This is a genomic window from Sulfitobacter sp. 1A12056 (genome assembly GCF_043558125.1).
In the GTDB taxonomy this organism is placed as follows: Bacteria; Pseudomonadota; Alphaproteobacteria; order Rhodobacterales; family Rhodobacteraceae; genus Sulfitobacter; species Sulfitobacter faviae.
In genome coordinates, this window is sequence record NZ_JBIFFY010000002.1 from 622595 (window position 1) to 647244 (window position 24650).

Annotated in this window: 29 protein-coding genes; 16 read left to right on the forward strand and 13 right to left on the reverse strand. The window is 64.9% G+C overall.

The genetic code is table 11. From position 1 onward, the window contains the following. Window positions 1-11 precede the first annotated feature (11 nt). Complete coding sequence (locus ACGYLD_RS07400) at window positions 12-857, forward strand: mechanosensitive ion channel family protein (protein WP_394401907.1); 846 nt, start codon at window positions 12-14, stop codon at window positions 855-857. Window positions 858-1078: 221 nt separating this feature from the next. Here the strand turns inward: ACGYLD_RS07400 and ACGYLD_RS07405 are convergent, their stop codons facing one another. Continuing rightward, the gene (locus tag ACGYLD_RS07405) at window positions 1079-1567 is read right to left on the reverse strand and encodes a peroxiredoxin (RefSeq protein WP_209218513.1); all 489 of its coding nucleotides are present in this window, start codon (window positions 1565-1567) and stop codon (window positions 1079-1081) included. 88 nt (window positions 1568-1655) lie between these two features. Here ACGYLD_RS07405 and ACGYLD_RS07410 point away from each other — a divergent pair, with 88 nt between their 5' ends. The 8 genes from ACGYLD_RS07410 to ACGYLD_RS07445 all read left to right on the forward strand — a co-directional run bounded on the left by ACGYLD_RS07410 (window position 1656) and on the right by ACGYLD_RS07445 (window position 9257). Beyond that, window positions 1656-2861: an NAD(P)/FAD-dependent oxidoreductase gene (locus tag ACGYLD_RS07410; protein ID WP_271692852.1), complete on the forward strand. Its 1206-nt coding sequence runs from the start codon at window positions 1656-1658 to the stop codon at window positions 2859-2861. Further along, window positions 2858-3415, forward strand: a complete 558-nt coding sequence (gene rsmD, locus ACGYLD_RS07415; protein ID WP_271692853.1) for a 16S rRNA (guanine(966)-N(2))-methyltransferase RsmD — start codon at window positions 2858-2860, stop codon at window positions 3413-3415. The genes ACGYLD_RS07410 and rsmD overlap by 4 nt, the downstream gene beginning before the upstream one ends. Before the next feature lie 128 nt (window positions 3416-3543). Continuing rightward, window positions 3544-4806, forward strand: a complete 1263-nt coding sequence (locus ACGYLD_RS07420; protein ID WP_271693773.1) for an imelysin family protein — start codon at window positions 3544-3546, stop codon at window positions 4804-4806. 64 nt (window positions 4807-4870) lie between these two features. After that, window positions 4871-5119, forward strand: coding sequence for a bacterioferritin-associated ferredoxin (locus ACGYLD_RS07425; protein WP_271692854.1), 249 nt, complete (start codon window positions 4871-4873; stop codon window positions 5117-5119). After that, window positions 5116-5601, forward strand: coding sequence for a bacterioferritin (gene bfr, locus ACGYLD_RS07430; protein WP_136720255.1), 486 nt, complete (start codon window positions 5116-5118; stop codon window positions 5599-5601). The genes ACGYLD_RS07425 and bfr overlap by 4 nt, the downstream gene beginning before the upstream one ends. A 52-nt stretch (window positions 5602-5653) precedes the next feature. Then, a complete protein-coding gene (locus ACGYLD_RS07435) occupies window positions 5654-7195 on the forward strand; it encodes a di-heme oxidoredictase family protein (RefSeq protein ID WP_394401912.1) in 1542 nt (513 codons plus the stop codon). After that, window positions 7195-8181, forward strand: a complete 987-nt coding sequence (locus ACGYLD_RS07440) for an imelysin family protein (RefSeq protein WP_271692855.1) — start codon at window positions 7195-7197, stop codon at window positions 8179-8181. The genes ACGYLD_RS07435 and ACGYLD_RS07440 overlap by 1 nt, the downstream gene beginning before the upstream one ends. Continuing rightward, window positions 8181-9257, forward strand: coding sequence for a DUF1513 domain-containing protein (locus ACGYLD_RS07445; RefSeq protein ID WP_271692856.1), 1077 nt, complete (start codon window positions 8181-8183; stop codon window positions 9255-9257). Before ACGYLD_RS07440 ends, ACGYLD_RS07445 begins: the two co-directional genes overlap by 1 nt. A gap of 28 nt (window positions 9258-9285) precedes the next feature. Here the strand turns inward: ACGYLD_RS07445 and map are convergent, their stop codons facing one another. Further along, window positions 9286-10116: a type I methionyl aminopeptidase gene (gene map / locus ACGYLD_RS07450; protein ID WP_271688803.1), complete on the reverse strand. Its 831-nt coding sequence runs from the start codon at window positions 10114-10116 to the stop codon at window positions 9286-9288. Window positions 10117-10167: 51 nt separating this feature from the next. Next, window positions 10168-10875: a DNA/RNA nuclease SfsA gene (gene sfsA / locus ACGYLD_RS07455; protein WP_271692857.1), complete on the reverse strand. Its 708-nt coding sequence runs from the start codon at window positions 10873-10875 to the stop codon at window positions 10168-10170. Between the two features lie 47 nt (window positions 10876-10922). Between sfsA and ACGYLD_RS07460 the strand changes: the two genes are divergently transcribed. The 4 genes from ACGYLD_RS07460 to ACGYLD_RS07475 are packed head-to-tail and all read left to right on the forward strand — an operon-like array spanning window position 10923 to window position 13886. Continuing rightward, a complete protein-coding gene (locus ACGYLD_RS07460; protein ID WP_271692858.1) occupies window positions 10923-11642 on the forward strand; it encodes a molybdopterin-binding protein in 720 nt (239 codons plus the stop codon). After that, window positions 11639-12355 carry a GNAT family N-acetyltransferase gene (locus tag ACGYLD_RS07465; protein ID WP_271692859.1) on the forward strand — a complete coding sequence of 239 codons (717 nt, stop codon included), beginning with the start codon at window positions 11639-11641 and terminating at the stop codon, window positions 12353-12355. The genes ACGYLD_RS07460 and ACGYLD_RS07465 overlap by 4 nt, the downstream gene beginning before the upstream one ends. 11 nt (window positions 12356-12366) lie before the next feature. Next, window positions 12367-12936, forward strand: coding sequence for a peroxidase-related enzyme (locus ACGYLD_RS07470; RefSeq protein WP_209218503.1), 570 nt, complete (start codon window positions 12367-12369; stop codon window positions 12934-12936). Further along, window positions 12933-13886, forward strand: coding sequence for an OmpA family protein (locus tag ACGYLD_RS07475; RefSeq protein WP_271692860.1), 954 nt, complete (start codon window positions 12933-12935; stop codon window positions 13884-13886). The genes ACGYLD_RS07470 and ACGYLD_RS07475 overlap by 4 nt, the downstream gene beginning before the upstream one ends. A 1-nt stretch (window position 13887) precedes the next feature. Here ACGYLD_RS07475 and ACGYLD_RS07480 read toward each other — a convergent pair whose 3' ends face one another. Next, window positions 13888-14319 (reverse strand): Lrp/AsnC family transcriptional regulator, encoded by a 432-nt coding sequence (locus tag ACGYLD_RS07480; RefSeq protein ID WP_067262523.1) that lies wholly within the window; start codon window positions 14317-14319, stop codon window positions 13888-13890. Window positions 14320-14443: 124 nt separating this feature from the next. Here ACGYLD_RS07480 and ACGYLD_RS07485 point away from each other — a divergent pair, with 124 nt between their 5' ends. Next, entirely contained in the window at window positions 14444-15685 is a 1242-nt protein-coding gene (locus ACGYLD_RS07485) for an MFS transporter (RefSeq protein WP_271692861.1), read from the forward strand. Here the strand turns inward: ACGYLD_RS07485 and ACGYLD_RS07490 are convergent. The 5 genes from ACGYLD_RS07490 to ACGYLD_RS07510 are packed head-to-tail and all read right to left on the reverse strand — an operon-like array spanning window position 15682 to window position 19493. Beyond that, window positions 15682-16596: an ornithine cyclodeaminase family protein gene (locus ACGYLD_RS07490; RefSeq protein ID WP_271692862.1), complete on the reverse strand. Its 915-nt coding sequence runs from the start codon at window positions 16594-16596 to the stop codon at window positions 15682-15684. The genes ACGYLD_RS07485 and ACGYLD_RS07490 overlap by 4 nt on opposite strands. Then, window positions 16593-17213 (reverse strand): HAD-IA family hydrolase, encoded by a 621-nt coding sequence (locus ACGYLD_RS07495; RefSeq protein ID WP_271692863.1) that lies wholly within the window; start codon window positions 17211-17213, stop codon window positions 16593-16595. The genes ACGYLD_RS07490 and ACGYLD_RS07495 overlap by 4 nt, the downstream gene beginning before the upstream one ends. Window positions 17214-17245: 32 nt before the next feature. Continuing rightward, window positions 17246-17698, reverse strand: a complete 453-nt coding sequence (locus ACGYLD_RS07500) for a YaiI/YqxD family protein (RefSeq protein ID WP_209218498.1) — start codon at window positions 17696-17698, stop codon at window positions 17246-17248. Window positions 17699-17701: 3 nt separating this feature from the next. Beyond that, window positions 17702-18535: an S-formylglutathione hydrolase gene (fghA, locus tag ACGYLD_RS07505; RefSeq protein ID WP_394401921.1), complete on the reverse strand. Its 834-nt coding sequence runs from the start codon at window positions 18533-18535 to the stop codon at window positions 17702-17704. A gap of 28 nt (window positions 18536-18563) precedes the next feature. Then, window positions 18564-19493: an AEC family transporter gene (locus ACGYLD_RS07510; protein WP_271688814.1), complete on the reverse strand. Its 930-nt coding sequence runs from the start codon at window positions 19491-19493 to the stop codon at window positions 18564-18566. A 281-nt stretch (window positions 19494-19774) separates the two neighbouring features. Here ACGYLD_RS07510 and ACGYLD_RS07515 point away from each other — a divergent pair, with 281 nt between their 5' ends. Continuing rightward, window positions 19775-20209 carry an I78 family peptidase inhibitor gene (locus tag ACGYLD_RS07515; protein ID WP_394401924.1) on the forward strand — a complete coding sequence of 145 codons (435 nt, stop codon included), beginning with the start codon at window positions 19775-19777 and terminating at the stop codon, window positions 20207-20209. Between the two features lie 9 nt (window positions 20210-20218). Here ACGYLD_RS07515 and paaK read toward each other — a convergent pair whose 3' ends face one another. Further along, complete coding sequence (paaK, locus tag ACGYLD_RS07520; RefSeq protein WP_271692866.1) at window positions 20219-21529, reverse strand: phenylacetate--CoA ligase PaaK; 1311 nt, start codon at window positions 21527-21529, stop codon at window positions 20219-20221. Further along, window positions 21529-21966 (reverse strand): hydroxyphenylacetyl-CoA thioesterase PaaI, encoded by a 438-nt coding sequence (gene paaI / locus ACGYLD_RS07525; protein ID WP_271692867.1) that lies wholly within the window; start codon window positions 21964-21966, stop codon window positions 21529-21531. Before paaI ends, paaK begins: the two co-directional genes overlap by 1 nt. Before the next feature lie 130 nt (window positions 21967-22096). Here paaI and ACGYLD_RS07530 point away from each other — a divergent pair, with 130 nt between their 5' ends. Then, window positions 22097-22444, forward strand: a complete 348-nt coding sequence (locus tag ACGYLD_RS07530; RefSeq protein ID WP_209218493.1) for a DUF2794 domain-containing protein — start codon at window positions 22097-22099, stop codon at window positions 22442-22444. Here ACGYLD_RS07530 and ACGYLD_RS07535 read toward each other — a convergent pair. After that, window positions 22441-23223, reverse strand: coding sequence for a C40 family peptidase (locus ACGYLD_RS07535; protein WP_394401929.1), 783 nt, complete (start codon window positions 23221-23223; stop codon window positions 22441-22443). The two genes, ACGYLD_RS07530 and ACGYLD_RS07535, sit on opposite strands and share 4 nt — an antisense overlap. Next, window positions 23220-24602, reverse strand: a complete 1383-nt coding sequence (locus ACGYLD_RS07540) for a leucyl aminopeptidase family protein (RefSeq protein ID WP_394401932.1) — start codon at window positions 24600-24602, stop codon at window positions 23220-23222. The genes ACGYLD_RS07535 and ACGYLD_RS07540 overlap by 4 nt, the downstream gene beginning before the upstream one ends. Between the last annotated feature and the right edge of the window lie 48 nt (window positions 24603-24650).

Genomic DNA, 24650 nt, shown 5'->3' on the forward strand with positions numbered 1-24650 from the left:
GGAGAGACCGGATGCAAGATTTGTTTGAAACCGAGTTGTGGCAGGGCAAGACAGTTGCCGATCTGCTGACGCTGGAGTTCTTGGCCAGCGCGGCGGGGTCGGTGATCGCCGCGATTGCCATTCTGCTGCTGGGGTGGATCATCTCCAGTTGGCTGCAGCACCGGGTTGAGAACCTTGGCAAGCGGCACAAACACCTTGATGAGATGCTGTTCGAATTTCTGGCTTCCATCGTGCGCTATGTGGTGCTGGGCTTCACTGTTCTGTTCGTGCTCAACACTTTCGGGGTCAAAACGACCTCGGTCGTGGCGGTCATTGGTGCCGCGGGTCTGGCGATTGGTCTGGCCCTGCAAGGCACCCTGTCGAACGTGGCCGCGGGGGTCATGCTGATCCTGTTCCGCCCCATCAAGATCGGCGATTTCGTTGTGATCGCGGGCGAGATGGGGACGATCAAACAGATCAACCTGAACTACACGGTTCTCGCCGATCTCAGCAACGTGCAGGTCATCGTGCCGAACTCCGAGGTTTGGGGCAATGTGATCACCAACTATTCCGTCAACCCGACGCGCCGGGCGGAGTGGACCTTTGGTGTGGGCTATGGCGCGAACCTCAAGACCGCCGAGGATATCATCCGCAGCACGATCATGTCCGATGAGCGCGCGCATACGGACCCCGAGCCCTTCATTCAGGTGAACAACCTCAACGACAGTTCGGTGGATTTCCTTGTGCGGGTCTGGTGCAGCGCGGATGATTACTTTGCCTTCAAGGCCGATATGACCCGCAAGGTTAAAGAGGCGCTGGATGAGGGCGGGGTGGATATCCCCTTCCCCACGCGCACGATCGTTCAGGCGGCGGAGTAAGGCGTCTGAAGGGCGTTGCCTGCTGAAAAGAAGGGCATCGCCCTCCCTGCGGGGCGATGAGGGGCTCGCTGTATGGCGGGCCGGTTCACCCTAAATTGAGGTTCCGTCTGCCAGACCCTTGCAAAATCGCCCTCCGGGGGGAGGGCGGGCGATGCCCGGTGTGCCACCGGGCGGATCGTTGGAAGGGCAGCGCCTGATCCGCTCAGTCGCTGCCCTTCACTTTACATATTATCCAGCAACGCTTCACCGCCGGAAATCTCGCAGGTGCCTGCGCTTTCTTCGGGCTGCCAGAGCGTGACCTTACCGTCTTCGACCAGCATCGCATAGCGTTTGGACCGGCCCACCAGCCCGGCGCCCTCGGCGTCGAACTCCATGCCGATGGCGCGGGTGAACGCGCTGCTGGCATCGGCGAGCATGGTGATCCCGGCCTCTGTCGCGCCGGTCGCCTCGCCCCAAGCCTTCATCACGAAAGGATCATTGCAGGAGATGCAGATCACCTCATCCACGCCCTTGGCGTCGAACTGATCCTTGGTGCGCACGAAGCTGGGCACATGGGCAGAGTGGCAAGTCGGCGTGAAGGCGCCCGGCACGGCAAAGATCACCACTTTGCGGCCTTTGACCTTGTCGGCCATCTGCACCGGCTCGGGCCCGTCGGCGCCCATCTGAACCAGTTTCGCGTCCGGCAGTGTCGAACCTTGAGAAATCGTCATGGGATAGCCTCTCCTGTCATTGCGGTTGTCTTGGGGCCAGATATAGGCTTTGACCGCGACCGAGACCAGATCAATCGGGGGATGGCAGATGCAGCATGTGGTGGTGATCGGAGCCGGGCAGGCGGGGGCGTCATGCGTGGCAAAACTGCGGAGCGGCGGGTTCGAGGGGAAAATCACCCTCATCGGCGGCGAGCCGTGCCCCCCTTACCAACGCCCGCCCCTGTCCAAAGGCTACCTGCTGGGGGAGATGAGCCAAGAGCGTCTCTTGCTCCGGCCCGAGGCATTCTACGCCGATCAAGGGATCACGCTGAAAACCGACTGCCGCGTCACGGCGATTGACCCTGAGGCGCGGGTGCTGAGCACCTCCGACGGCGCTGTCGCCTATGACGAACTGGTGCTCGCCACCGGCTCGATCCCGCGCCGCTTGCCCGCCGCGATCGGCGGGGCGCTGGAGGGTGTCTTTACCGTGCGCGATCTGGCGGATGTCGATGCCATGGCCCCGCGTTTCGTCAAGGGCGCGAAGGTGCTGATCGTCGGCGGCGGTTATATCGGGCTGGAGGCGGCGGCGGTCGCGGCCAAGCTGGGGCTTGAGGTCACGCTGGTGGAAATGGCCGACCGGATCCTGCGACGGGTCGCGGCGCCGGAGACCAGCGATTATTTCCGCGCCCTGCACGAAAGCTACGGCGTACGCCTGCGCGAAGGGGTGGGGCTGGAGGGGCTTTTGGGTGAGGGCCATGTCACCGGCGCACGGCTGAGCGACGGGACAGAGATCGCCGCCGATTTCGTCATCACCGGCGTCGGCATCGAGCCCGACATCGCGCTGGCCGCCAGCGCGGGGGTCGAGATCGACAACGGCATCAAGGTTGACGCGCAGGGGCGCGCGAACCTGCCCGGCATCTGGGCGGCGGGGGACTGCACCTCATTCCCCTATCGCGGCGGGCGCATCCGTCTAGAAAGCGTGCCGAACGCCATCGATCAGGCCGAGGTCGTGGCCGAAAACATCCTCGGCGCGGGCAAGGAATATGTCGCCAAACCGTGGTTCTGGTCTGACCAATATGATGTGAAACTGCAAATCGCCGGGCTGAACACAGGCTATGACCGCGTCGTCACCCGCCGGGGCGAGGGCAGTGCGTCCTTCTGGTATTACCGCGGTGAGACTTTGCTGGCCGTCGATGCCGCAAATGATCCACGGGGCTATATGGTCGGCAAACGGTTGATTGAGGCGGGCAAATCGCCCGACCCCGCCTTGGTCGCGGACCCCGAGACGGACCTCAAGGCGCTGCTGCGGGCATGAGGATCATCGCTGGAAAATACCGGGGCCGCCCGCTGGCGGCACTTGGCAAGGGCGACGCCGGGGCGCATCTGCGCCCGACCTCGGACCGGGTGCGCGAGAGCCTTTTTTCGATGCTGACCCATCACGACGTAATCGAAGGCGCGCGGGTGCTGGACCTTTTTGCAGGCACCGGCGCGCTTGGGTTTGAGGCGCTGTCGCGCGGGGCCGCGTCGGTTTGTTTCGTCGAGAATGGCCGCAGCGGGCAGCGGCTGATCGGGGAGAATATGCGCAAGCTGGACGCGGCGGCAGACACCCAATTGCTGCGCCACGATGCCACGCGGCTGGGGCCGTGGACGCAGGCGGCTTTCGGTCTAGTCTTTCTCGACCCGCCCTATGGCAAGTCCATGGGGCAAAAGGCGCTTGTCGCGGCGGCCGAAGGTGGCTGGCTCGCCCCCGGGGCGATGGTCGTCTGGGAAGAAAGCGCCCCCATGCAGGCGCCTGAGGGATTCGCCGGGATCGACACGCGCAAATATGGCGATACCCATGTGACCCTGTTGGAAAGGGCCACCACCTAACGGGGGTCCCTAGGTTCAGCCCGCGTGAGGTTGTACCTTGTATTTTCCGACAAAATAAGTCACCTATTGCCCGAAGGCCCGATACGCCCTGTGTCGGGACCATGGTGATTTTCAAGGAAGGACATCCGATGCGCCTCAAAGCGTCCACGGCCATTGCGCTGATCACATTCGCCGCCGCCCCGGCATTCGCCCAAGGCAAGGCCGAGGTGCTGGACACCTATGCCGACATCGCGCAGGCCGGATACGAAGACAGCCTGACCACCGCGCAGACCCTGCAAGCCGCCGTCGAGACGCTGATCGCCTCCCCCTCTGCGGAGGCGCTTCAGGCCGCGAAAACCGCATGGCTGGCCGCCCGCGTGCCCTACCAGCAGACCGAGGTGTTCCGCTTTGGCAATGCCATCGTCGATGACTGGGAAGGCAAGGTAAACGCATGGCCGCTGGACGAAGGTCTGATCGACTATGTCGACGCCTCCTATGGCGGTGAGACGGATGAGAACCAACTGGCGGTTCTGAACGTCATCGCCAACCCGACATTCACGCTTGGCGGGGAAGAGGTGGACGCCACCGAGATCACGCCAGAACTGCTCGAAGGGCAGTTGCAGGAGGCGGGCGCGGTCGAGGCCAATGTCGCCACCGGCTACCATGCCATCGAATTCCTGCTTTGGGGCCAAGACCTGAACGGCACCGACCACGGCGCGGGTGACCGTCCTTGGACCGATTACGCAGCGGGCGACGACTGCACCGGCGGCAATTGCGACCGCCGTGGGCAATACCTCAAGGCCGCCACCGATCTCTTGGTCAGCGATCTGGAATGGATGGCCGGTCAATGGGCCGAAGGCGGTGAGGCACGCGCCACCGTGCTGGCCGACGAAGACGCCGGGATCGACGCGATCCTGACCGGCATGGGCTCGCTCTCCTACGGCGAACAGGCCGGGGAGCGGATGAAGCTGGGCGTCATGCTCAACGACCCCGAGGAAGAGCACGACTGCTTCTCGGACAACACCCACAACAGCCACTACTACGACGGGTTGGGTGTGCGGAACGTCTATCTGGGCGAATACCTGCGCGTCGATGGGCGTGTGGTCTCGGGCGCGTCGCTGTCCGATCTGGTGGCCAGCGCCGACGCGGGTGTCGATGAAGACCTGCGCGCCAAGCTGAACGCTTCCATGGTGGAGCTGGGCCAGATCAAGACCGCCGCCGAAGCGGGTTTCAGCTATGACATGATGCTTGAGCGCGGCAATGCCGAGGGCGAGGCACTGATCATGGGCGCGGTCGACGCGCTTGTGAACCAGACCCGCGCCATTGAACGCGCGGTGACGGCTCTGGGCGGTGACGAGATCGCCTTTGAAGGCTCCGACAGCCTCGACGCGCCGGAGGCCGTCTTCCAGTAATCCTAAACTTTCCCCCGGGCCGCGCGTGTCGCGGCCCGGGGCCAGCCAAGGAATACGCAACACCATGATTGTTTGTCACTGTCAGAACATCACCGATCGCGACATCAACAATGCCATCGACTGGATGCGGGCCTCTGACGCACGCACGGTCATCACGGCCGGTAAAGTCTACCGCGCCTTGGGCAAAGCGGCCGATTGTGGGGGCTGCATGCCTCTGTTCTTGTCTACCATGCGCGGAAATGGCAACTTTTCCGTGCCTGTGCTGAAAACCACTCTACGTCAGGCGAAACCAAACAAGGAGACAGGTTCATGAAGGGCGACGACAAGGTCATCGAATATCTCAACGCTGCATTGCGCAGCGAATTGACGGCGGTCAGCCAGTATTGGCTGCATTACCGCCTGCAAGAAGACTGGGGCTATGGTCGGCTTGCCGATAAATCGCGCGAGGAAAGCATCGAAGAGATGAACCACGCCGACAAGCTGATCGAGCGGATCATCTTCCTCGAAGGGCACCCCAACCTGCAAAAGCTGGACGCGCTGCGTATCGGTGAGACGGTCAAGGAATGTCTGGAGGCCGATCTCGCCGCCGAGCATGAGGCCCGCACCCTCTATATCGAAGCGCGCAATCACTGCGATCAGGTGGGCGATTATGTCTCGAAGAACCTGTTCGAAGAATTGATCGCCGATGAGGAAGGGCATATCGACTTCCTCGAAACCCAACTGGCGCTTCAGGCGGAACTGGGCGAGGCCGTCTATGGTCAGCTTCAGGCCAAGCCGACAGACGACAGCAAGTAACCGCGACAGGCAGGCCCGGTTTCGGGCCTGCCGCTTATCCAAGGCATTCCCCATGCGATTCCTTATTCCGATGCTCACGGTGGCCGCCGCGAGCATGGCCGCCGCCGCCCCGCAAGCCTTGGAGGAACCGCATCTGAAGGTGATCCCCCGCACCGCGGAAGAGGCCGCCCGGATCGCCAAGGTCACCGCCCCCGCGACCGATTTCGACAAGCCCGAACCCTTTGAGACGAACCCCGCAGGGGCCGCCACGGTCAGCCCGCGCGGCAATGCCGATGCGTTTTCGCTGCCTTCGGGCAACATTCCTTTCGAGCGGGAGTTGGATTTCAAGGTCGGCAATGGGCTGTTCAAAAAGCTTTGGGTCTCTTCGCCCTCGTCGACGCTGGCCTCTGACGGGCTGGGGCCGCTTTTCAACGCGCGTTCCTGCCAGCGCTGCCACCTGAAAGACGGGCGCGGCCATCCGCCCGAGGGGGCCAAGGATGACGCGGTGTCGATGTTCCTGCGCATCTCGGTTCCCACGCCCCCCGAAGAGGCGATGAGCGAGATCGAAGCCTTCCTGCTCTCGGTCGGGGATGAGACCCCGCGCACGCGGCCCGATCCGGTCTATGGTGGGCAATTGCAGGATTTCGGGGTGGCGGGCCATCCGGCGGAGTACCGTCTCGGCGTGCGTTATGAAGAGGTGGAAGTCGCGCTCTCGGAGGGGGAGACCGCCAGTTTGCGCCGCCCGACCTACAGTGCCGAAGACCTCGGCTATGGCCCCTTGGCCGACGGCGCGATGCTCAGCCCCCGCGTCGCCCCGCCGATGATCGGCTTGGGCCTGTTGGAGGCGATCCCAGCGGCCGATATCTTGGCGCTGGCCGACCCGGAGGACGCCGATGGCGATGGCATCTCGGGCCGGGCGCAGATCGTCTGGTCCTTTGAACATGCGCGTCCGATGCTGGGCCGTTTCGGCTGGAAAGCCGGGGCGCCGACGATCCGCGAGCAGTCCGCCAGCGCCTTTGCAGGCGACATTGGCATTTCCTCCCCCATTTTCGACGCGGCATGGGGCGATTGCACGGCAGAGCAGACCGCCTGCCGCGCGGCACCCCATGGGGATGGTGACGACCGTGGCACCGAGATCGACGCCGAGGGGCTGGATCTGGTGACCTTCTACAGCCGCAACCTTGCCGTGCCCGCCCGCCGCGATGTCGGCGCGCCTGAGGTGCTGCGCGGCAAGGCGGTGTTCCATGAGGTCGGCTGCACCTCCTGCCACCAGCCGAAATTCGTGACCGAACGGCTGGAGGACCAGCCCGAGCAGAGCTTTCAGCTGATCTGGCCGATGACCGATCTTTTGCTCCATGACATGGGCGAAGGGCTGGCCGACAACCGCCCCGAGGGCCGCGCGAACGGGCGCGAATGGCGCACCGCGCCGCTCTGGGGCATCGGCTTGACCGAACAGGTCAACGGCCATACCCAATTCCTGCACGATGGGCGGGCGCGGTCGCTGCTCGAAGCGGTGCTCTGGCACGGCGGCGAAGCCCAGCCCGCCCGCGATGCCGTGGTCGACATGCCCAAAGCCGACCGTGACGCCCTGATCCGCTATCTGGAGAGCCTCTGATGCGCAGCCTGCTGACCGCCACATTCCTTCTGACCGCCGCCCCCGCCCTCGCCGGGGTAGAGGAGGTGATCCAAGATCACGCGTTGCCCGGCACCGCCCGTTTCGCCACGGCCACGGCGGACCTCGACACGGCGGCGCAGGCCGATTGCACCGATGCCGCCCTGCGCCCGGCCTATCAGGAGGCCTTCGACGCATGGATGGGCATCGCGCATCTGACCCTTGGACCGTTGGAAGAGGACGGGCGCGGGCTGGCCATCGCCTTTTGGCCCGACACGCGCGGCATGGTGGGGCGGAGCGTGGCGCGGATGGTGGCCGAAGAAGACCCGATTGCGACAAGCGGTGATTACGCCGAAGTCTCCATCGCCGCGCGTGGGCTCTTTGCGCTGGAACGGCTGCTTTATGACGATGACTTCGCGGGCTACGAGGCTGACAGCTATAGCTGCGCACTGGCCCGCGCGATGGCGGCCGATCTGGCGGAACTGGCGCGGGAGGTCGACACCGCATGGCGTGAAGATTTCGCCGCCACGCTGAGCAGCGCCGGAGAGGCGGACAACAGCCGTTTCCTCAGCCCGCGCGAGGCGTCTCAGGGGCTCTATACGGCTTTGGCAACCGGGCTGGACTTCGTCGCCGACCAACGTTTGGGGCGCCCGACGGGCAGCTTCGACGCCCCCAAGCCGCAGGTGGCGGAGGCCCGCCGTTCGGGTCGTAGCCTGCGCAATGTGGTCCTGTCCCTCGAAGCGCTGCACGGTCTGGCCGACACCCTGTCGGACGCGCCCACCCCCAAGACCGATGCCGCATTCGACCGCGCATTGAGCGCCGCGCGTGCATTGGAAGACCCCGTTTTTGCCGGGGTGGCCGATCCGATCAGCCGTATCCGGGTCGAAGCGCTGCAAAACGATGTGCGCGCCATTTCCGAGGCGGTGGGGGCAGAGATCGCCCCGGCGCTTGGCGTCTCGGTCGGGTTCAACTCGGCGGATGGGGATTGATGCCCTCGCGCCGCCATTTCCTCGCCGGTATCGCCGCCGCGTCGAGCCTGCCGGCGATGGGCTGGGCCGCCGCCGGGAGCCCCGTCTACCTTGCCGCCGCGCGTGATCCTTCGGGGGCCTATGCGCTTTTCGGGCTGGACGGGACCGGCCACGACATTTTCCGTATTCCGCTGCCCGACCGGGGCCATGCCGCCGCCGCCCATCCCACCGCGGCCGAGGCGGTCGCCTTTGCCCGCCGCCCGGGACGTTTCGCGCTGGTGATCGACTGCGAGAAGGGCCGTGTGGCCCATCGGCTCGACGCGCCAGAGGGGCGGCATTTCTACGGGCATGGGGCATTTTTGCAAGGCGGGACCATCCTCGCCACCAGCGAGAATGACATCGACAGCGGCGAAGGGCGCATCGGCCTGTGGTCCCGCGACAAGGGCTATGCCCGGATCGGAGAGATCGCCTCGGGCGGGGTCGGCCCCCATGAAATCCGCCGCTGGGCCGAGGATGTGCTGGTCGTGGCCAATGGCGGCATCCGCACCCATCCCGACAGCGGGCGGGAGAAGTTGAACATTGATGTGATGCGGCCCAATCTGTCTTATGTCAGCCTCTCGGGCGAAGTGCTGGAGCAGGTTCCGCTGCCCGATGGCCTGCATAAAAATTCGATCCGTCATCTGGCCTTGGCGCCGGACGGGCAGGTGGCCTTTGCGATGCAATGGCAGGGGGAACCGGGCGACGGCGTGCCGCTGCTGGGTCTGCATCGGCGCGGGGAAGAGCCGATCTTGGCCGAGGCCGATCTGGCCGAGCAAATCGCGATGCAGGGCTACGCGGGCAGCGTGGCATTTGCCGCCGATGGCGGGGCGGTCGGGATCACGTCACCGCGCGGCGGGCGGCTGCATGTCTTTGACAACAAAGGTTCTTTCCTCGCCAGCCATCGCCGCGCGGATGTCTGCGGGCTGGCACCGGGCCGCGGGGGCTTCGTGGCTACGGATGGGCTGGGCGGTATCCTGTCGCTGCAAGAGGCGACGCTGTCGCGGCTGACCACGGCCAAGCGCGCGTGGGACAACCATTTGGTTGCCATCGACGCATAGGCGGGCGGGGGCCGTGCCCCCGCCGCATTTAGTCAGTCTTGTAGGTCGGGTGGAACAAACCACCGGGCGAGAGGGTGAAGATCTCCACCCCGTCTTCGGTCACGCCGACCGAATGTTCAAACTGTGCCGAGAGGGATTTGTCGCGGGTGACGGCGGTCCAATCGTCGGCGAGGGTCTTGGTCTCGGCCCGGCCAAGGTTCACCATCGGCTCGATGGTAAAGAACATGCCTGGCTCAAGCACAGCACCGGTGCCGGGGCGGCCATAGTGCAGCACGTTGGGCGGCGCGTGAAAGACTTGCCCCAGTCCATGGCCGCAGAAGTCGGTCACGACCGACATGCGGTGGCCTTCGACGAATGTCTGGATCGCGTGGCCGATGTCACCAAAGGTATTGCCCGGCTTCACCGCTTCGATCCCGCGCATCAGGCTGTCGTGGGTCACGTTGATCAGCCGCTCGGCCTTGCGCGAAAGTTTGCCCGCCACATACATGCGGCTGGTATCGCCGAACCAGCCATCGACGATGACGGTCACGTCGATGTTCAGGATGTCGCCGTCTTTCAGCTTCTTGTCGCTGGGGATCCCGTGGCAGACCACATGGTTCACCGAGATGCAGCTGGCGTGTTTGTAGCCCTTGTAGCCAATGGTGGCGGATTTCGCCCCGGCGGCGTTGACCTTCTCTTCGATCAGGCGGTCCAACTCTCCGGTGGTTTGACCGGGGAAGACATGCTCTGCGATCTCGTCAAGGATGGTGGCGGCGAGACGGCCCGCTGCCTGCATCCCGGCATGATCGGAAGGCTCGTAAATGCGAATGCCGTCACGCGTCTGGCGGCCTCGGTGTGCGTTGTTCACCGCTCTCTCCATGCTTGTGTTCGCTCCTACTTAACGTGGCTTTCGGGCGAGGGCCAGAGCGGCTCAGCCCGCGAAGGGGATCGGTTGCGCCAGTGTGACGGCTTGGGGCGTGATATGGGTGCCGATGGCGTAGATTTCCAGCCCCGCCGCCCGCGCGGCTTGGGAGGCGGCGGCATAGGTCGGGTCGATATCGGCAGCGAGGCGCATCTGCGAGCAATCGGTGCGCTGCACCAGATAGAGCAGCACGGCGCGGTGCCCGGCCTGCGCCATCCGCGCCAACTCGCCCAGATGTTTCGCCCCGCGGGCGGTCACGCTGTCGGGGAATTCGGCCAGCCCGGTTTCGCGTGACAGGGTGACGGATTTCACCTCGACATAGGCATCGGGCAGGCCATTGCCGCTGAGCAGGAAGTCGATGCGGGAGTTTTCGCCGTATTTCACCTCCGGTCGCACCTCGGTATAGGCGGCAAGTGGCGCGACTTCACCCGCGATCAACGCCGCCTTCATCGCGCGGTTCGGCAGGGCGGTGTCGACGCCGGTGAAATGGCCGTTCTCATGGTCCACCAACCGCCAGCCGTAGTTCAGCTTTTTCTTTGGATCGTCGTTCGGCTCCAGCCAGATGCGGCTGCCCGGTTCCGCCAGCCCCATCATCGAGCCGGGGTTGGCGCAATGGGCCACCACCTCTTCGTCCGTCTCCTCCAGCCTGCAATCGGCCAGAAAGCGTTTGTAGCGGCGGATCAGCCGGGCGGGGACAAGTTGGGTTTGAAAGCGCATGGGGCGCGGCCTATACCGAAGGGACGCCATCCTCAAGGAGCCGCCCCATGTCAAACCCCACCGCCGCGATGATCGTGATCGGCGACGAAATCCTCTCGGGCCGGACCCGTGACAGCAATATGCATCACCTTGCGGGGGAGTTGACGAAAGTGGGGATCGACCTGCGCGAAGTGCGCGTGGTCTCGGACGATCATGGGGCGATCATCGCCGCCGTGCAGGCGCTGTCGTCGGCCTATACCCATGTCTTCACCTCGGGCGGGATCGGGCCGACCCATGATGACATCACCGCCGATTGCATCGCCGCCGCCTTTAACCGCGACATCGACGTGCGCGACGATGCGCGCGAGATTTTGGCGGAACATTACGCCCGCGCGGGGACCGAGATGAACGCGGCGCGCCTGCGCATGGCGCGCATCCCTGAAGGCGCCGCGCTGATCGAGAACCCGGTCTCTGCCGCGCCGGGGTTCATCGTCGAAAACGTGCATGTAATGGCCGGGGTACCTGCGGTGTTTCAAGCCATGGTCGCCAGTGTCTTGCCGGGGCTGATCGGGGGCCAGCCGCTGATCAGTGAGACCCTGCGCATCGACCGGGGCGAAGGCGATATCGCCGGGCCGCTGGGGGCGCTGGCCGAGGAATATCCGCATTTGTCGATGGGCAGCTACCCGTTTCAAAAGGACGGTGTCTTTGGCGCGCATGTGGTGATCCGGGGCAGCGATCCGGGGATGGTCGAAGCCGCAATGGCCAAGCTCAAGGCCGCCTTCGCATGAGCGAGGCGCAGGCGTTTTTCGACGCGGGCGACGCGACATGGCCCGCTGCGCGGCGCTTTGAGCACGGCCCATGGATACTGCGCGAAGGGCAGGGCGGCGGCAAACGCGTCTCGGCGGCGACGGCGCGCGGAGCGATAACCGACGCCGACATTCCGACCGCCGAAGCGGCGATGCGCGAGATGGACCAGCGCCCGCTGTTCATGGTGCGCGCCGGGGAAGATGACCTCGACGCGCTGTTAGCCGCACGGGGCTACGACGTGGTCGATCCGGTCACAGTGCTGAGCCTGCCGATCACTCGCCTCACCGATATACCGATGCCCCCGGTCACCGCCTTTTGCATCTGGGAGCCGCTGGCGATCATGGCCGAGGTCTGGGCCGCCGGCGGGGTCGGCCCCGCGCGCCTTGCCGTGATGGACCGGGCCGCAACCAAGACCGGCATCCTTGCCCGCTGGAACGAGAAACCCGCGGGCGTCGCCTTTGCTGGAGTGCACGAGGACATCTGCATGGTCCACGCGGTCGAGGTGCTGCCCCATCAACAACGCCAAGGCGTGGCGACTTGGCTGATGCGGGCCGCCGCCCATTGGGGGCAGGCGCAGGGGGCCGCGCGGCTGTCGGTGCTCTGCGTCGATACCAATACCCGCGCGCAGGCGCTCTATGCCAAGCTGGGCTTTGCCCCGGTCGGGCACTATCATTACCGTCAAAGCACCGAGTGAAGGATAAGCCCATGGCCAACGACATGCCCACCGCCCTTGATCTGCCGATGGTCGATCCGCTGCCCGAGGCGACGCAGAAGTATTTCGATGTCTGTCAGGAAAAGCTCGGGATGGTGCCCAATGTGCTGCGGGCCTATGCCTTTGACATCGACAAGCTGAACGCCTTTACCGGCATGTATAACGATCTGATGCTGGGCGACAGCGCGCTCAGCAAGCTTGAGCGTGAGATGATCGCGGTGGCGGTGTCTTCGGTCAACAAATGCTACTATTGCCTTGTGGCCCATGGGGCGGCGGTGCGCGAAATGTCGGGCGATCCGCAGTTGGGCGAGGCGCTGGTGATGAACTACCGCGTGGCCAAGATCAGCGCCAAACAACGCGCCATGTTGGATTTCGCCGTCAAGCTGACCGAGGCCAGCGCCAAGGTCGAAGAAGCCGACCGTCAGGCGCTGCGCGACGTAGGCTTCACCGACCGTGACATCTTTGACATCGCCAGCGTGGCGGGTTTCTTTAACATGACCAACCGGGTGGCCAGCGCCACCGACATGCGCCCGAACGACGATTACCACGCGCAGGCGCGATGATCCGGGCGCGCGTCGCGGCGGCTCTGGCCGGGATGCTGCTGGCGGCCCCGGCGGCGGCGCTTGAACTGGCGCTGCCCAGCACCGCGCGGCTGACGGCGGAACGCAACACCGCGCCGGATCGCTACGCTGCGCCCGTGGGTGTCTATGCCGAAGGGCAGGTGGCGCGGGTCCATGTCGATGGCGACGTGCGCCGCGCCGCTTGGCGGATGGACACGCCGGGGCTGACCGCCTTGCAAGTGATGCGCCCCCTGCGGCGGCAACTTGAAGGGGCGGGCTTTGACATCGTGCTCGACTGCGCCGCGCGGGAGTGCGGTGGGTTCGATTTCCGCTTTGCGATAGAGGTGCTGCCGGGGCCGAACATGTATGTGAACCTGCGCGCCTTCCACTTCATCACCGCCCTGCGGCGAGATGAGGATGGCACACCGACCGAGGCGATCAGCATCCTTGCCAGCACGGCGGCGACCTCGGCCTATGTGCAGATCATCCAAGCCCGCAGCGGGGATGCGCCGGAAGACGGCACCCCCCCCGTCACGCCCGCCCCAACCGGCGCGGTGCCGCTTGCCACCGCCACGGAGGATTTCGCGGCGGTGCTGAAGGCCGAGGGGCATCTGGTGCTCAACCGTTTGGAGTTCGAGACCGGCACCTCCGCGCTTGGCCCCGGCCCCTTTGCGACCCTCGCGCGGCTTGCCGAATTGCTCAAGGCAGAGCCGGGTCTGCGGGTGGCGCTGGTCGGTCATACTGATGCGGTGGGCAGTTTGGACGCCAATACCGCCTTGTCGCGCAGGCGGGCAGAGGCGGTGCGGGATCGGTTGGTTGAGCGCTATGACGTGGCCCCCGGCCGGCTGGAGGCGCAGGGCGCTGGCTATCTCGCGCCGCGCGACAGCAACCTGACCGAAGCGGGGCGCGAACAGAACCGGCGGGTCGAGGTGGTCGTTCTCTCGGTGCAATAGCCTAGGTCGTGACCGTCATCTGGGTGGCCAGCAGCAGGTTCGTCTCGCTTGAGCTTACCCCCTGAATCCGGCGAATTTGGCCCAACACGCTGTCGAGTTCTTCGACGGTCTCTGTCCCCGTCTCTACAATCAAATCCCATTTGCCATTGGTCGCATGGATTGCCTGCACCGCGGGCATGCCCGCAAGAATGCGTTTGATCCGGTCGGTGCCCGCCCCTTCGATGGCCAAGAGCGTATGGCCGCGGATCGGGCTGTGCCGCATGTCCTCTTTCAAGATCAGCGTGAAGCCCAAAATCGCGCCCGAGCTGACCAGACGTTCCACCCGCGCCCGCACCGTCACCCGCGACAGGCCGGTGGTGGCGGCCAGCGCGGAATAGGACATGCGCGCGTCGCGCCGCAGTTCTGCGATGATCTTATTGTCGATCTCGTCCATGGGGGATCCCGTTTGCTTTGTTGAATAGGGTTTACGGCAGCGCGGGCGGGCTGGCCAGTCTTTGGAGATGTCCGATTGACGACGCCCGGGAAACCCATAATCTGCCGCGGAAAGGAACACTTCCATGCAAAGCCGCGCGCCCCTGTTCACCCCGGTCCTGATGGTCGGATGTATCATCATCATGGTCAGCTTCGCCGTGCGGGCCTCCTTCGGCGTGTTCCAGATCCCCATTGCCGAGGAATTCGCATGGGCGCGCAGTGAATTCTCCCTCGCCATCGCGATCCAGAACCTCGCCTGGGGCATCGGGCAGCCGATCTTTGGCGCGCTGGCCGAGAAGATTGGCGATAGGCGGGCGATTATCATCGGGGCGGTGGTCTACGCCGTGGGGCTGCTCCTGTCGGCCAACTCCGCAACGCCGATCGAGCATCAGACCTATGCCTGGCTCGTGGGCTTCGGCATCGCGGGTACTGGCTTTGGCGTGATCCTCGCCGTGGTGGGGCGCGCGGCGTCTGACGAGAACCGCTCGATGGCGCTGGCCATCGCCACGGCGGCGGGCAGCGCGGGCCAAGTCTTCGGCGCGCCAGTGGCGGAATGGATGCTAAGCTTCATATCATGGCAGATGACCTTCGTCAGCTTCGCGGGGGTGATCCTGTTGATGCTGCTCACCTTGCCGATGATGCGCGCGCCCGCGATGGCAAGCCGCGCGGAGCTTGAGGAATCAATGGGCCAGATCCTCGGCAAGGCCTTCCGCGATCCCTCCTATACGCTGATCTTTCTGGGCTTCTTTTCCTGCGGCTACCAACTCGCCTTCATCACCGCGCATTTCCCGGCTTTCGTGACCGAGGTGTGTGGTCCGATCCTTGCCGGGGGCGTGCTGCACAACATCGGCATCACCACCACCTCGGCGCTTGGCGCGGTGGCGATCTCGCTGATTGGACTGGCCAATATCGCGGGCACGCTGCTGGCGGGTTGGGCGGGCAAGCGTTATTCCAAGAAATACCTGCTGGCGGGGATCTATGTCGGGCGCACGGTGATCGCGGCGGCCTTCATCATGTTCCCGATCACGCCGATGACGGTGATCCTGTTCTCTGTGGGGATGGGCGCGCTCTGGCTCGCCACGGTGCCGCTGACCTCCGGCCTCGTCGCGCATATCTACGGGCTGCGCTACATGGGCACGCTTTACGGGATCGTCTTTTTCAGCCACCAGCTGGGCAGTTTCCTCGGCGTCTGGCTGGGCGGGCGGATGTACGACATCTACGGCAGCTACACCGCCGTCTGGTGGGTTGGCGTGGCCGTGGGCGCGTTTAGCGCCGTGGTGCATCTGCCGATCCGCGAGAAACGGCTCGAGGGGCTGGTGACCGCTTAACGCGCGCGCCAGCGTTCGAGGATGTGGTTGGCGGTCATCAGGTCCAGATGTGCGCCGCCACCGTTCTTGAAGAGGGTGATTTCGTCATCGCTCTGCCGGGTGAAGGCAGCCAGATCGTAATAATCCGCGATCAGGTGATCGCGGGTGATGGTGCCTGCCTCAAGCGGGATGTTGATCTCTCCGATATGGCCGATGGTGGTGTCGAAACTGTCGACGAAGACGCGGGCGCGCAGCAGCGCCGTGTCGTCCACCTCGCGCATGTCGGGGCGGTAGGCGCCGATGAGATCGAGGTGCTGGCCGGGCTGCAACCAATCGCCCTCGATCAGCGGGTCGGTCGACATGGTGGCGGAGGTGACGATATCTGCGGCGCGCACGGCCTGCTCCAGATCGGTCGCCACGTTGATCTTGAGCTCTGCGGCCATCGCCTCGGCGTTCTTGGGCGTCCGGTTCCAGACCGTGAAGCGCGCCTGCGGGAAGGCCGCGGAATAGGCGGCGTGCAGCGCCCGACCTTGAGTGCCCGCGCCGACGATCAGGATGTTCTCGCTGTCCGGTCGGGCAAGGCGGCGCGCGGCCAAGAGGCTGTCGCCCGCGGTCTTCCACTTGGTGACAAGGTGGAAGTCCACGATGGCGGAGAGTGTGCCTGTGACATCATCGAAAAGCGAGACGCCGCCGTTGACCATCGGCACCTCGCGGTCCGGGTTGCCGGGGAAGATCGTGGCGGATTTGACGGCGATGCCCAGCCCGTCGATCCACGCCGCGCGGCTTAGAAGCGTGTCCTTGCCACGATAGAGGAAGGTGTCGCCGATCTCGGCCTTCGGCAGGTCGTGGCCCGCGGCCAGCGCGTCGGTGAGCGCGATCCAATCCAGCAGCGCCTCCCCCGCCTCGAAGGAGATGTTCGGGATGTCGGTCATGCGGCCTCCTCGCGGGTCAGCAGGCCTGCGGCGACCAGACGGTCGGCCCAGCCCTGCGGCCCGGTAAAATGATGGGTTTGCCAGCCCCGCGCAGCAGCGGCGGCGATGTTGTCGGCGCGGTCGTCGGTGAAGAGCAGGGCCTCGGGCGGCAGGTCGCTGCCCTTTTCCACGGCCTCGTAGATTGAGGGCGCGGGTTTGATCATGCCGAGGTGGCCGGAAATGAAATCACGGTCGAACTCGCGCAGGAAAGGGTAATGGGTCGCGGCCAGATCATAGCTTTGGATGCCGAAGTTGGTGAGCGAGAAGACCGGGACGCCGCGCGCTTGCAGCGCATTCTTCAACCGCAGGGAGTGGTCGATCACCGGGGCGGCCATCTCGATCCAGCGGTCGTGCCAGAGGCGGATTTCATCGCCCCACTCAGGCGTCGCCTCGGCCATGGCATAGATCGTGTCGCGGAAATTCTCGCCGCTGTCGACGCGGTCGTTCATGCCGTGCAGGTCCACGGCGTCGAACATGGCGCGGCGGCGATCTTCGCCGATGACACTGTCGTAAAACCGCTCCGGTTGCCATTCGATCAATACGTTGCCGATGTCGAAAACGACCGCCTGTGGTGTCATATCACTTGCCCTAACAATTGCTTAACGCGGGGCTACCCCCGCGCCGCCGCGCGCAGTTCCCGCTCCAATGCTTCGAGGAAACGGGAGCGGTCGGCCTTTGTAAACCCCTTGCCGCCGCCTTGGCGAAAGGGGTCGGCGGCGCGCAGGTCGGCCATCAGGTCGCGGGTGGCCAGCACGTTGCCGATATTGCGCGCGGTCAGCGCCTCGCCATTGTGTTTCAGCACCCTTGCGCCCGCTTCGACGCATTTGGCGGCCAACGGGATGTCCCCGGTGACCACCACGTCGCCCGGCCCGCAACGCTCGGCGATCCACATGTCGGCCACATCGGGCCCGTCGGGCACGATCACCACCTCCACCAGCGGATTCTGCGACAGGCGCAGCCCGCCGTTGGAGACAAGGAACATCTTGATCTTGTGCCGGGTCGCCACCCGCTCGGCCTCGGCCTTCACGGGGCAGGCGTCGGCGTCGATGTAGAGCGCGGTCATGGCTCAGCCCGCGTAGAGCGCGTCGGCATGGAAGGCGACGTGATCCTCCATGAAGCTCGCCACGAAGAAATAGCTGTGGTCATAGCCCGGCTGCATGCGGAAGCTGCCCTGCTGACGTTTTGCCGCCATGGCCTCGGCCAGCGCTTCGGGCATCAAGAGGTCGAGGAACTGGTCGCTCGCCCCTTGGTCGATCAGCACCGGCCCGTCGAAGCCCTTTTCGCGCATCAGGAGCGTACTGTCGTGTTTCGTCCATGTGCTCTCGTCGGCCCCGAGATAGGCGGTGAGTTGCTTTTTGCCCCAGTCGCTCGCCGTCGGATGGGTGATCGGTGCGAAGGCCGAGACCGAGAGGAAACGCCCCGGCAGGTTCATCGCCAGCGTCAGCGCGCCGTGCCCGCCCATGGAGTGGCCGGTGATGCCTTGACGCTCCATATCGAGGGCGAAATTCTCGGCCAGCAGGGCGGGCAGCTCCTCGGCCAGATAATCCCACATCTGGTAGTGCGCCGCCCAAGGGTCTTGGGTCGCGTCCACATAGAACCCCGCGCCTTTGCCAAGGTCGTAAGCGTCGTCATCGGCCACAGCTTCACCCCGCGGGGAGGTGTCGGGGAAGACCAGCGCGATGCCGTGTTCCGCGGCCCAAGCCTGCGCGCCGGCCTTGGTCATGGCGTTCTCATGGGTGCAGGTCAGGCCCGAGAGATACCACAGCACCGGGACCGGGCCGTCCTGCGCCTCGGCAGGGAGAAACAGGCCGAATGTCATGTCGCAGCCGCAGGAGTCGGAGGCTTGGGAGTAGACCCCCTGCGTGCCACCGAAACAGGCGTTTTCCGAGATGGTTTTCATGGCAGCGTTCCTTTCGAACTTGAGTGTGTCACAGGGCCGAGACCCAGCCTACGACAAGGCTGACGGTCACGATACTGACCGTGGTTGAAACGAGAATGGCGGCAGAGACCCGCTGAGGGGCGACGCCGTAGTGTTGGGCGAGCATATAGACATTGCCCGCGACCGGGAGGGAGGCCGTGGCGATGATGACCCCGGCTTTATACGGGTCGACGCCGAAGAGAAACAGCGCGCCAAAGGCCACGAAGAGCGGGTGCAGCACCAGCTTGCAGAAAGTCAGCCAGCCCGCGATCTCGATCCGTTCGGCGGATTTTGAAGCCAGCGAGGCGCCAATGGCGAACAGCGCACCGGGGGTGGCAGCGCCGCCGAGGATGGCCAGAAATTCGTTCAGCGGCACCGGGATCGGGATGCCGAAGCCGGACCAGAGGAACCCCAGCGTGATGGCCACGATCATCGGGTTTTTCAGCAGGCCGATCCCGACGGTTTTGAGTGTCGCCAGCCGCAATTGCCCCTCGCGGGAGCCGGTGATCAGGATCACGATGAGGCTGGAAAAGATGATCATGTCGACGGTCAGCGCCAGCAGCACGGGGCCGATGGCATCCGGCCCTAAGAGCAGCGTCAGCATCGGCACGCCCAGAAAGCCGGTGTTGCCGATCACGGCGCATTGCGCCTCGATCCCATTGGTGGCCACATCGAGCCCGCGCAAAAAACCGACGAGGCTGGCGATGGCATAGACGAAGGCCGTCCCCCAGAGGTAGGCGGCAACAAGGCGGCTGTCCCAGACCTCGGCCAAGGACAGATTGGCGGAAAAACGGAACAGCATCGCCGAGAGGGCGAAGTAGAAGACGAATTTGGTGAGATAGGCCGTCGCTTCGGCAGAGAAAAACCGCGTGCGCCCGGCCCAGTAGCCAAGGCCGATCAGCGCAAAGAACGGCAGGGTTTTCAGGAAGATCGCGACCATGGGTCAAGCATTAGCCAGCCCGCCCTTGGGGTGCAATGGGGCAAGGGCTTGGGCCTTGGCTGAACCGATCGACGTCACCCGCGCGCTCATGGGGTTGCGGCCAGCGGGAACGCCCCGGGCGGCTCCGTGATCTCGCCGCCCCAGCAGTCCTATCGGCGGGTTCCGGCAAGGGCAAAGCGCTCGGCCCTTGGCGGGGCGGGTCAGGGCGCTACCTGTTGCGGGATGGACGCCACGCGAAGAACGAGGTTTGGAATATGAGAGTAGTTTTCTTGGCACCCCTAGTGCTGGCCGGATGCGCTGAATTGTCGACAGCGCCGGTGCAGAACCCGATCCCGGCCCCCGCGCCTGCGGCCACCACACCCCCACCGCCGCCGCCATCGCCGGAGCCCGAGGCCCCGGCGCGGTCCGAAACCCCCAGCAGTCCGGCCAAGCCCAAACCGCTGCCGGAGTCGGTCGTGAACGCGGTGAACGACAGCTCCAGCCCCTCTGAAGATGACGGGCAAGAAGAGCTTGCCGCCGCCGAGCGCCCGATCGACACCTGCAAAGAAGGCAGTTGGTGGGGGCTGATCGGCCGCCCGAAGTCGGCGGCGAGCATCGTTTCCGAGCCCAAGCGCGTTTATACCGAGGGCGACCCGGTGACCATGGATGCCAACCCCAACCGCACCAACATCGTGTTGGACGCGGAGGGGAAAATCGCCAAGGTCACCTGCGGCTAGGGTGTGCCCCTAGCCCTTTGGCCGATTGTCGAGAATGCGCACGGCTTTGCCCTCTGACCGGGCAACGCCGCCCACATCCATCACCTCAACCGTGACCGAAATGCCGACGGTCTGTTTGATCTGTGCCGACAGCGCTTTGATCGCAGCAGCCCGGGCATCGGTCGTGACGCTGGCGTCAGCGCATTCACACAGCACGCGCATCTGATCCATCCGGTCGGGGCGCGAGAGTTCGATCTGGAAATGCGGAGCCAAGCCCGGCGTGGCCATCAGCGCCTCTTCGATCTGGGTGGGGAAGACGTTAACGCCGCGCAGGATGATCATGTCGTCGCTGCGCCCGGTCACCTTTTCCATCCGCCGCATGGAACGCGCGGTGCCCGCCAGCAAACGGGTGAGGTCGCGGGTGCGGTAGCGAATGATCGGGAAGGCCTGTTTCGTGAGCGAGGTGAAGACCAACTCGCCCATTTCGCCATCCTCGACCGGGGCGCCCGTCTCGGGGTTGATGATCTCGGGGTAGAAGTGATCCTCCCAGATGTGCAGCCCGTCTTTGGTCTCCACACATTCCATCGACACGCCCGGCCCCATGACTTCGCTGAGGCCGTAGATATCGACGGCATGCATGTCAAAGGCCTGTTCAATTTCCAACCGCATGGCGTTGGTCCAGGGCTCTGCGCCGAAGATGCCGACCTCAAGCGAGGATTGACGCGGGTCGATGCCTTGTTTGGCGTATTCATCGAGGATCGACAGGGCATAGGACGGGGTGACCGTGATGCCCTTGGGCTGGAAATCTTCGATCAGGCGCACTTGGCGCGGGGTCATCCCGCCCGAGATCGGCACGGTCGACAGGCCAAGCGCATCGGCGCCGAGGTGGATGCCCAAGCCGCCGGTGAACAGCCCATAGCCATAGGCATTGTGCAGCATGTCGCCCGGGCGCATCCCCGCCGCGCGCAGGGAGCGGGCGACGACTTGCCCCCAGTTCGCCAGATCGTCCTTGGTATAGCCCACGACGGTCGGCTGCCCGGTGGTGCCGGAGGACGCGTGAATGCGCGCCACTTGATCGCGCGGCACGGCGAACATGCCAAAGGGGTAATTGTCACGCAGGTCAGTCTTCACCGTGAAGGGAAAGCGCGAAAGATCGGAAAGCTGTTTCAGATCATCGGGATGCACGCCCGCATCGTCGAAGCTTTGCTTGTAGAAGGGCACGTTGTCATAGGCATGGCGCAGGGACCATTTCAGTCGGTCCAATTGCAGGGCGCTGATCTCGTCCCGGCTGGCGATCTCAATCGGGTCGAGCGTATCCTTCGCGGGGGTCAGGTCTTTCATCAGGTCGGCTCCTCCTCGGTAAATAGCTGGCCTTTAATGCTGCGGGACAGCCCGCGAAACAGGGCCACGACACGGTCATCCTCGCCCGTGACGGTCACGTCATAGATGCCCGACCGACCGCTGCGCGACACTTCGCGTGCGGTGGCAGTCAGCCGCTCCTCCGGCTGGCCGGGGCTGAGATAGGTGATCTGGTTCTGCTGGGCGACAGTGGTCTGGTTGTAGCTGTTGCAGGCAAAGGCAAAGGCGCTGTCGGCCAGCGTAAAGATGAAACCGCCGTGGCAAATCCCATGCCCGTTCAGCATCTCCGGGCGCACCGACATCGACAAAACCGCGCCGCCGGGGGTGACCTCGTCGATCCTCATGCCCAATCCGGCCGAGGCGGGATCTCGGGCGAACATCACCTCGGCACATTTGCGGGCGCGGGCGTCTGGGGTCATTCCGTCATGCCTTTGTGTTTCAGTTTCAAGATTGGTTGCACAATTCTGTAACGCTTTCAAGAAATTTTGAGCCGCGCTTTCGGCCATCTCAGGGCTTGATTTGGCCCCCGTCAGGGTCAACTGTAAAGCCATGAGCATAGAGCCCCCATCGCCAATCACGGCTTTCGAGCGCCCTGCCGAACAGGTCGCTTTCCACCGCACCGAACTGTCGCTGATCCTATCGCTCTACGGGCGTATGGTCGCGGCGGGGGAGTGGCGGGACTATGGGATTTCGCACCTTAAGGACGTGGCCGTTTTTTCGGTCTTTCGCCGCACGGCTGAGATACCGCTTTACCGGATCGAAAAGCGGCCCAAGCTGCGCAACCGGCAGGGGATGTATGCGGTGGTGGGCACCGGCGGGCAGGTGCTGCGCCGGGGCCATGACCTGAAGGCCGTGCTGCGCGTGTTGGAGCGCAAGCTGATCCGTGCAGTAGATTAAACGCCGGGCCGGCGATGTGCCGTCACCGGGCCGTCACCGCCCGCTTTGATCCGGGCGATGGCCTCGACGATGTTTTCATAGCTCACGGCCATGGCGTGGGCATTGGCGTGGATCATCGTCTCGCCGTCCACCACCAGCGCGACATGGCCTTTCCAGAACAACAGATCATTGCGCTGATAGGCATCGCTGACGGGGGCGCCCACCGTCTTTTCTTGCTGGTCGCTGTCACCGGGGCAGGGGATGCCGCAGGCCAGCAGCGCCGCTTGAACAAGGCCCGAACAATCGATCCCCCAACGGCTATTCCCGCCCCAGAGATAGGGCGTGCCAATGAACAGCGCCGCGATCTGCGCCGGGTCGGCCTCTCGGCTCTCGACGGGGGCAAGATGGCCCCGCGGAATGTGCCCCTGCGGGGTTTCGGCGAAATCCTTGGTCTCTGCCGTGACGGTGACGCGCGCACCGTAGCTGAGGCTCAGCAGGTCCGGCGATTTCAGATCGGCGTCGCGATAGGCATGGGTGGCAGGCACGCAGACGCGGTGGGTGGCGCTGCGCGGGGTGCTGAGGGTGCTTTGCAGAACATGCCCGCAATAGCCGTCCTTCTCGGCCTGCACATAGGCCCAGCCCGACGCCTCATGAAGTACGGTCATCTGCTCGCCGAACAACAACTGCCGGTCGCGTGGCCCGTCAGGGCGGCGGCAGAGGTCGGCCACCGGCACCGCCACCTGCGCGGGGCGGTTCTGGGTCGCCAGTGCCGGGTCCGGGGTGAGACGCGGATCGCTCATGGTTTCAGCAAGGCGGGCAGGGCGGCATAGATCGCGCGGGTGCCTTGGCCGGTGCCGCCTTTTGGGCGGGCGGGGGCGTCGGCAGGTTGCCAGCCGTAGATGTCGAAATGCGCGTATTTGCTGTCGGTCACAAAGCGGCGCAGGAAGAGCGCGGCGGTGATCGACCCGGCAAAGCCGCCCTTGGGCGCGTTGTCGAGGTCGGCGATGCCGGGCTCGATCAGCGCCTCGTAGGCGTCGTGGAATGGCATCCGCCAGACCGGATCGGCTGACCCGGCAGCGGCGCTTTCCAAGGCCGAGACGAAGGCGGCGTCGTCACTGTAATAGGGCGCAAGGTCCGGCCCCACGGCCGCCCGCGCGGCCCCGGTCAGCGTCGCCATTGAGATAATCTGATCGGGCTTGTCCTCATCCGCCAGCGCCAGCGCATCGGCCAGCACCAAACGCCCTTCGGCATCGGTGTTGTTGATCTCAACCGTCAGCCCCTTGCGCGAGGTCAGGATGTCGCCGGGGCGGAAGGCATTGCCCGAGACGGAGTTCTCAACCGCCGGGATCAGCACGCGAAGCTGCACCTCCATGCCGGTGGCCATGATCATATGCGCCAGCCCCAGCACGGCGGCGGCCCCGCCCATGTCCTTTTTCATCAGCGCCATCGAGGCGCCGGGCTTCAGGTTCAGCCCGCCGGTGTCGAAACAGACGCCTTTCCCCACCAACGTCAGCTTTGGCCCAGCGTTGCCCCATGTCATGTCGATCAGCCGCGGCGCGCGGTCGGCGGCGCGGCCCACGGTGTGGATCATCGGCAGGTTGTTTTCCAGCAGGGCATCGCCGGTTGTCACCTCGATCTGCGCGTCATGCCGCTCGGCCAGGTTGCGCGCGGCGGCTTCAAGGTCGGGCGGCCCCATGTCGGAGGCGGGCGTGTTGATCAGGTCGCGGGTCAGCATCTCACCCGTGGCCAGCGCGGTGATCTGTTCGGCGTCGACCCCCTCGGGCGCGACAAGGCGGGCGGTCAGCGCAGGCTGGTCGCGGTAGCGGTCGAAACGATAGCCCGCCAGCAGCCAACCAAGCGCCTCTGTCGCCGCCTGATCATCGGGCAGGCCGCTTTCGATCCGGTAGTCCCCGCCAGGAAGCTTGGCTGCAGCGGCGGCGAGGTGAAACCGGCCCCTGCGGCGGGCAGCTTCGGACCCGTAGCCCGCCAGTGCCATCACCGGCGCGCCCTCGGCACCCGGCACGACAAGCGCCTGACCAAGGCCGCCCACAAAGCCGCTGGCCTTTACCCATGCCTGCACCGCGCCGGGCTGATCGGCAAGCCAGCCTTCAAGCGCGGTCTCGCTCAAGACATGAAGCGGCAGGGCATTGGCGGAGGGGGTGGCGAATTCGGCGGACATGACAAACCTTTGCAAATCTGGATTTGCGCGCAGCCTACCTTTTCCTTC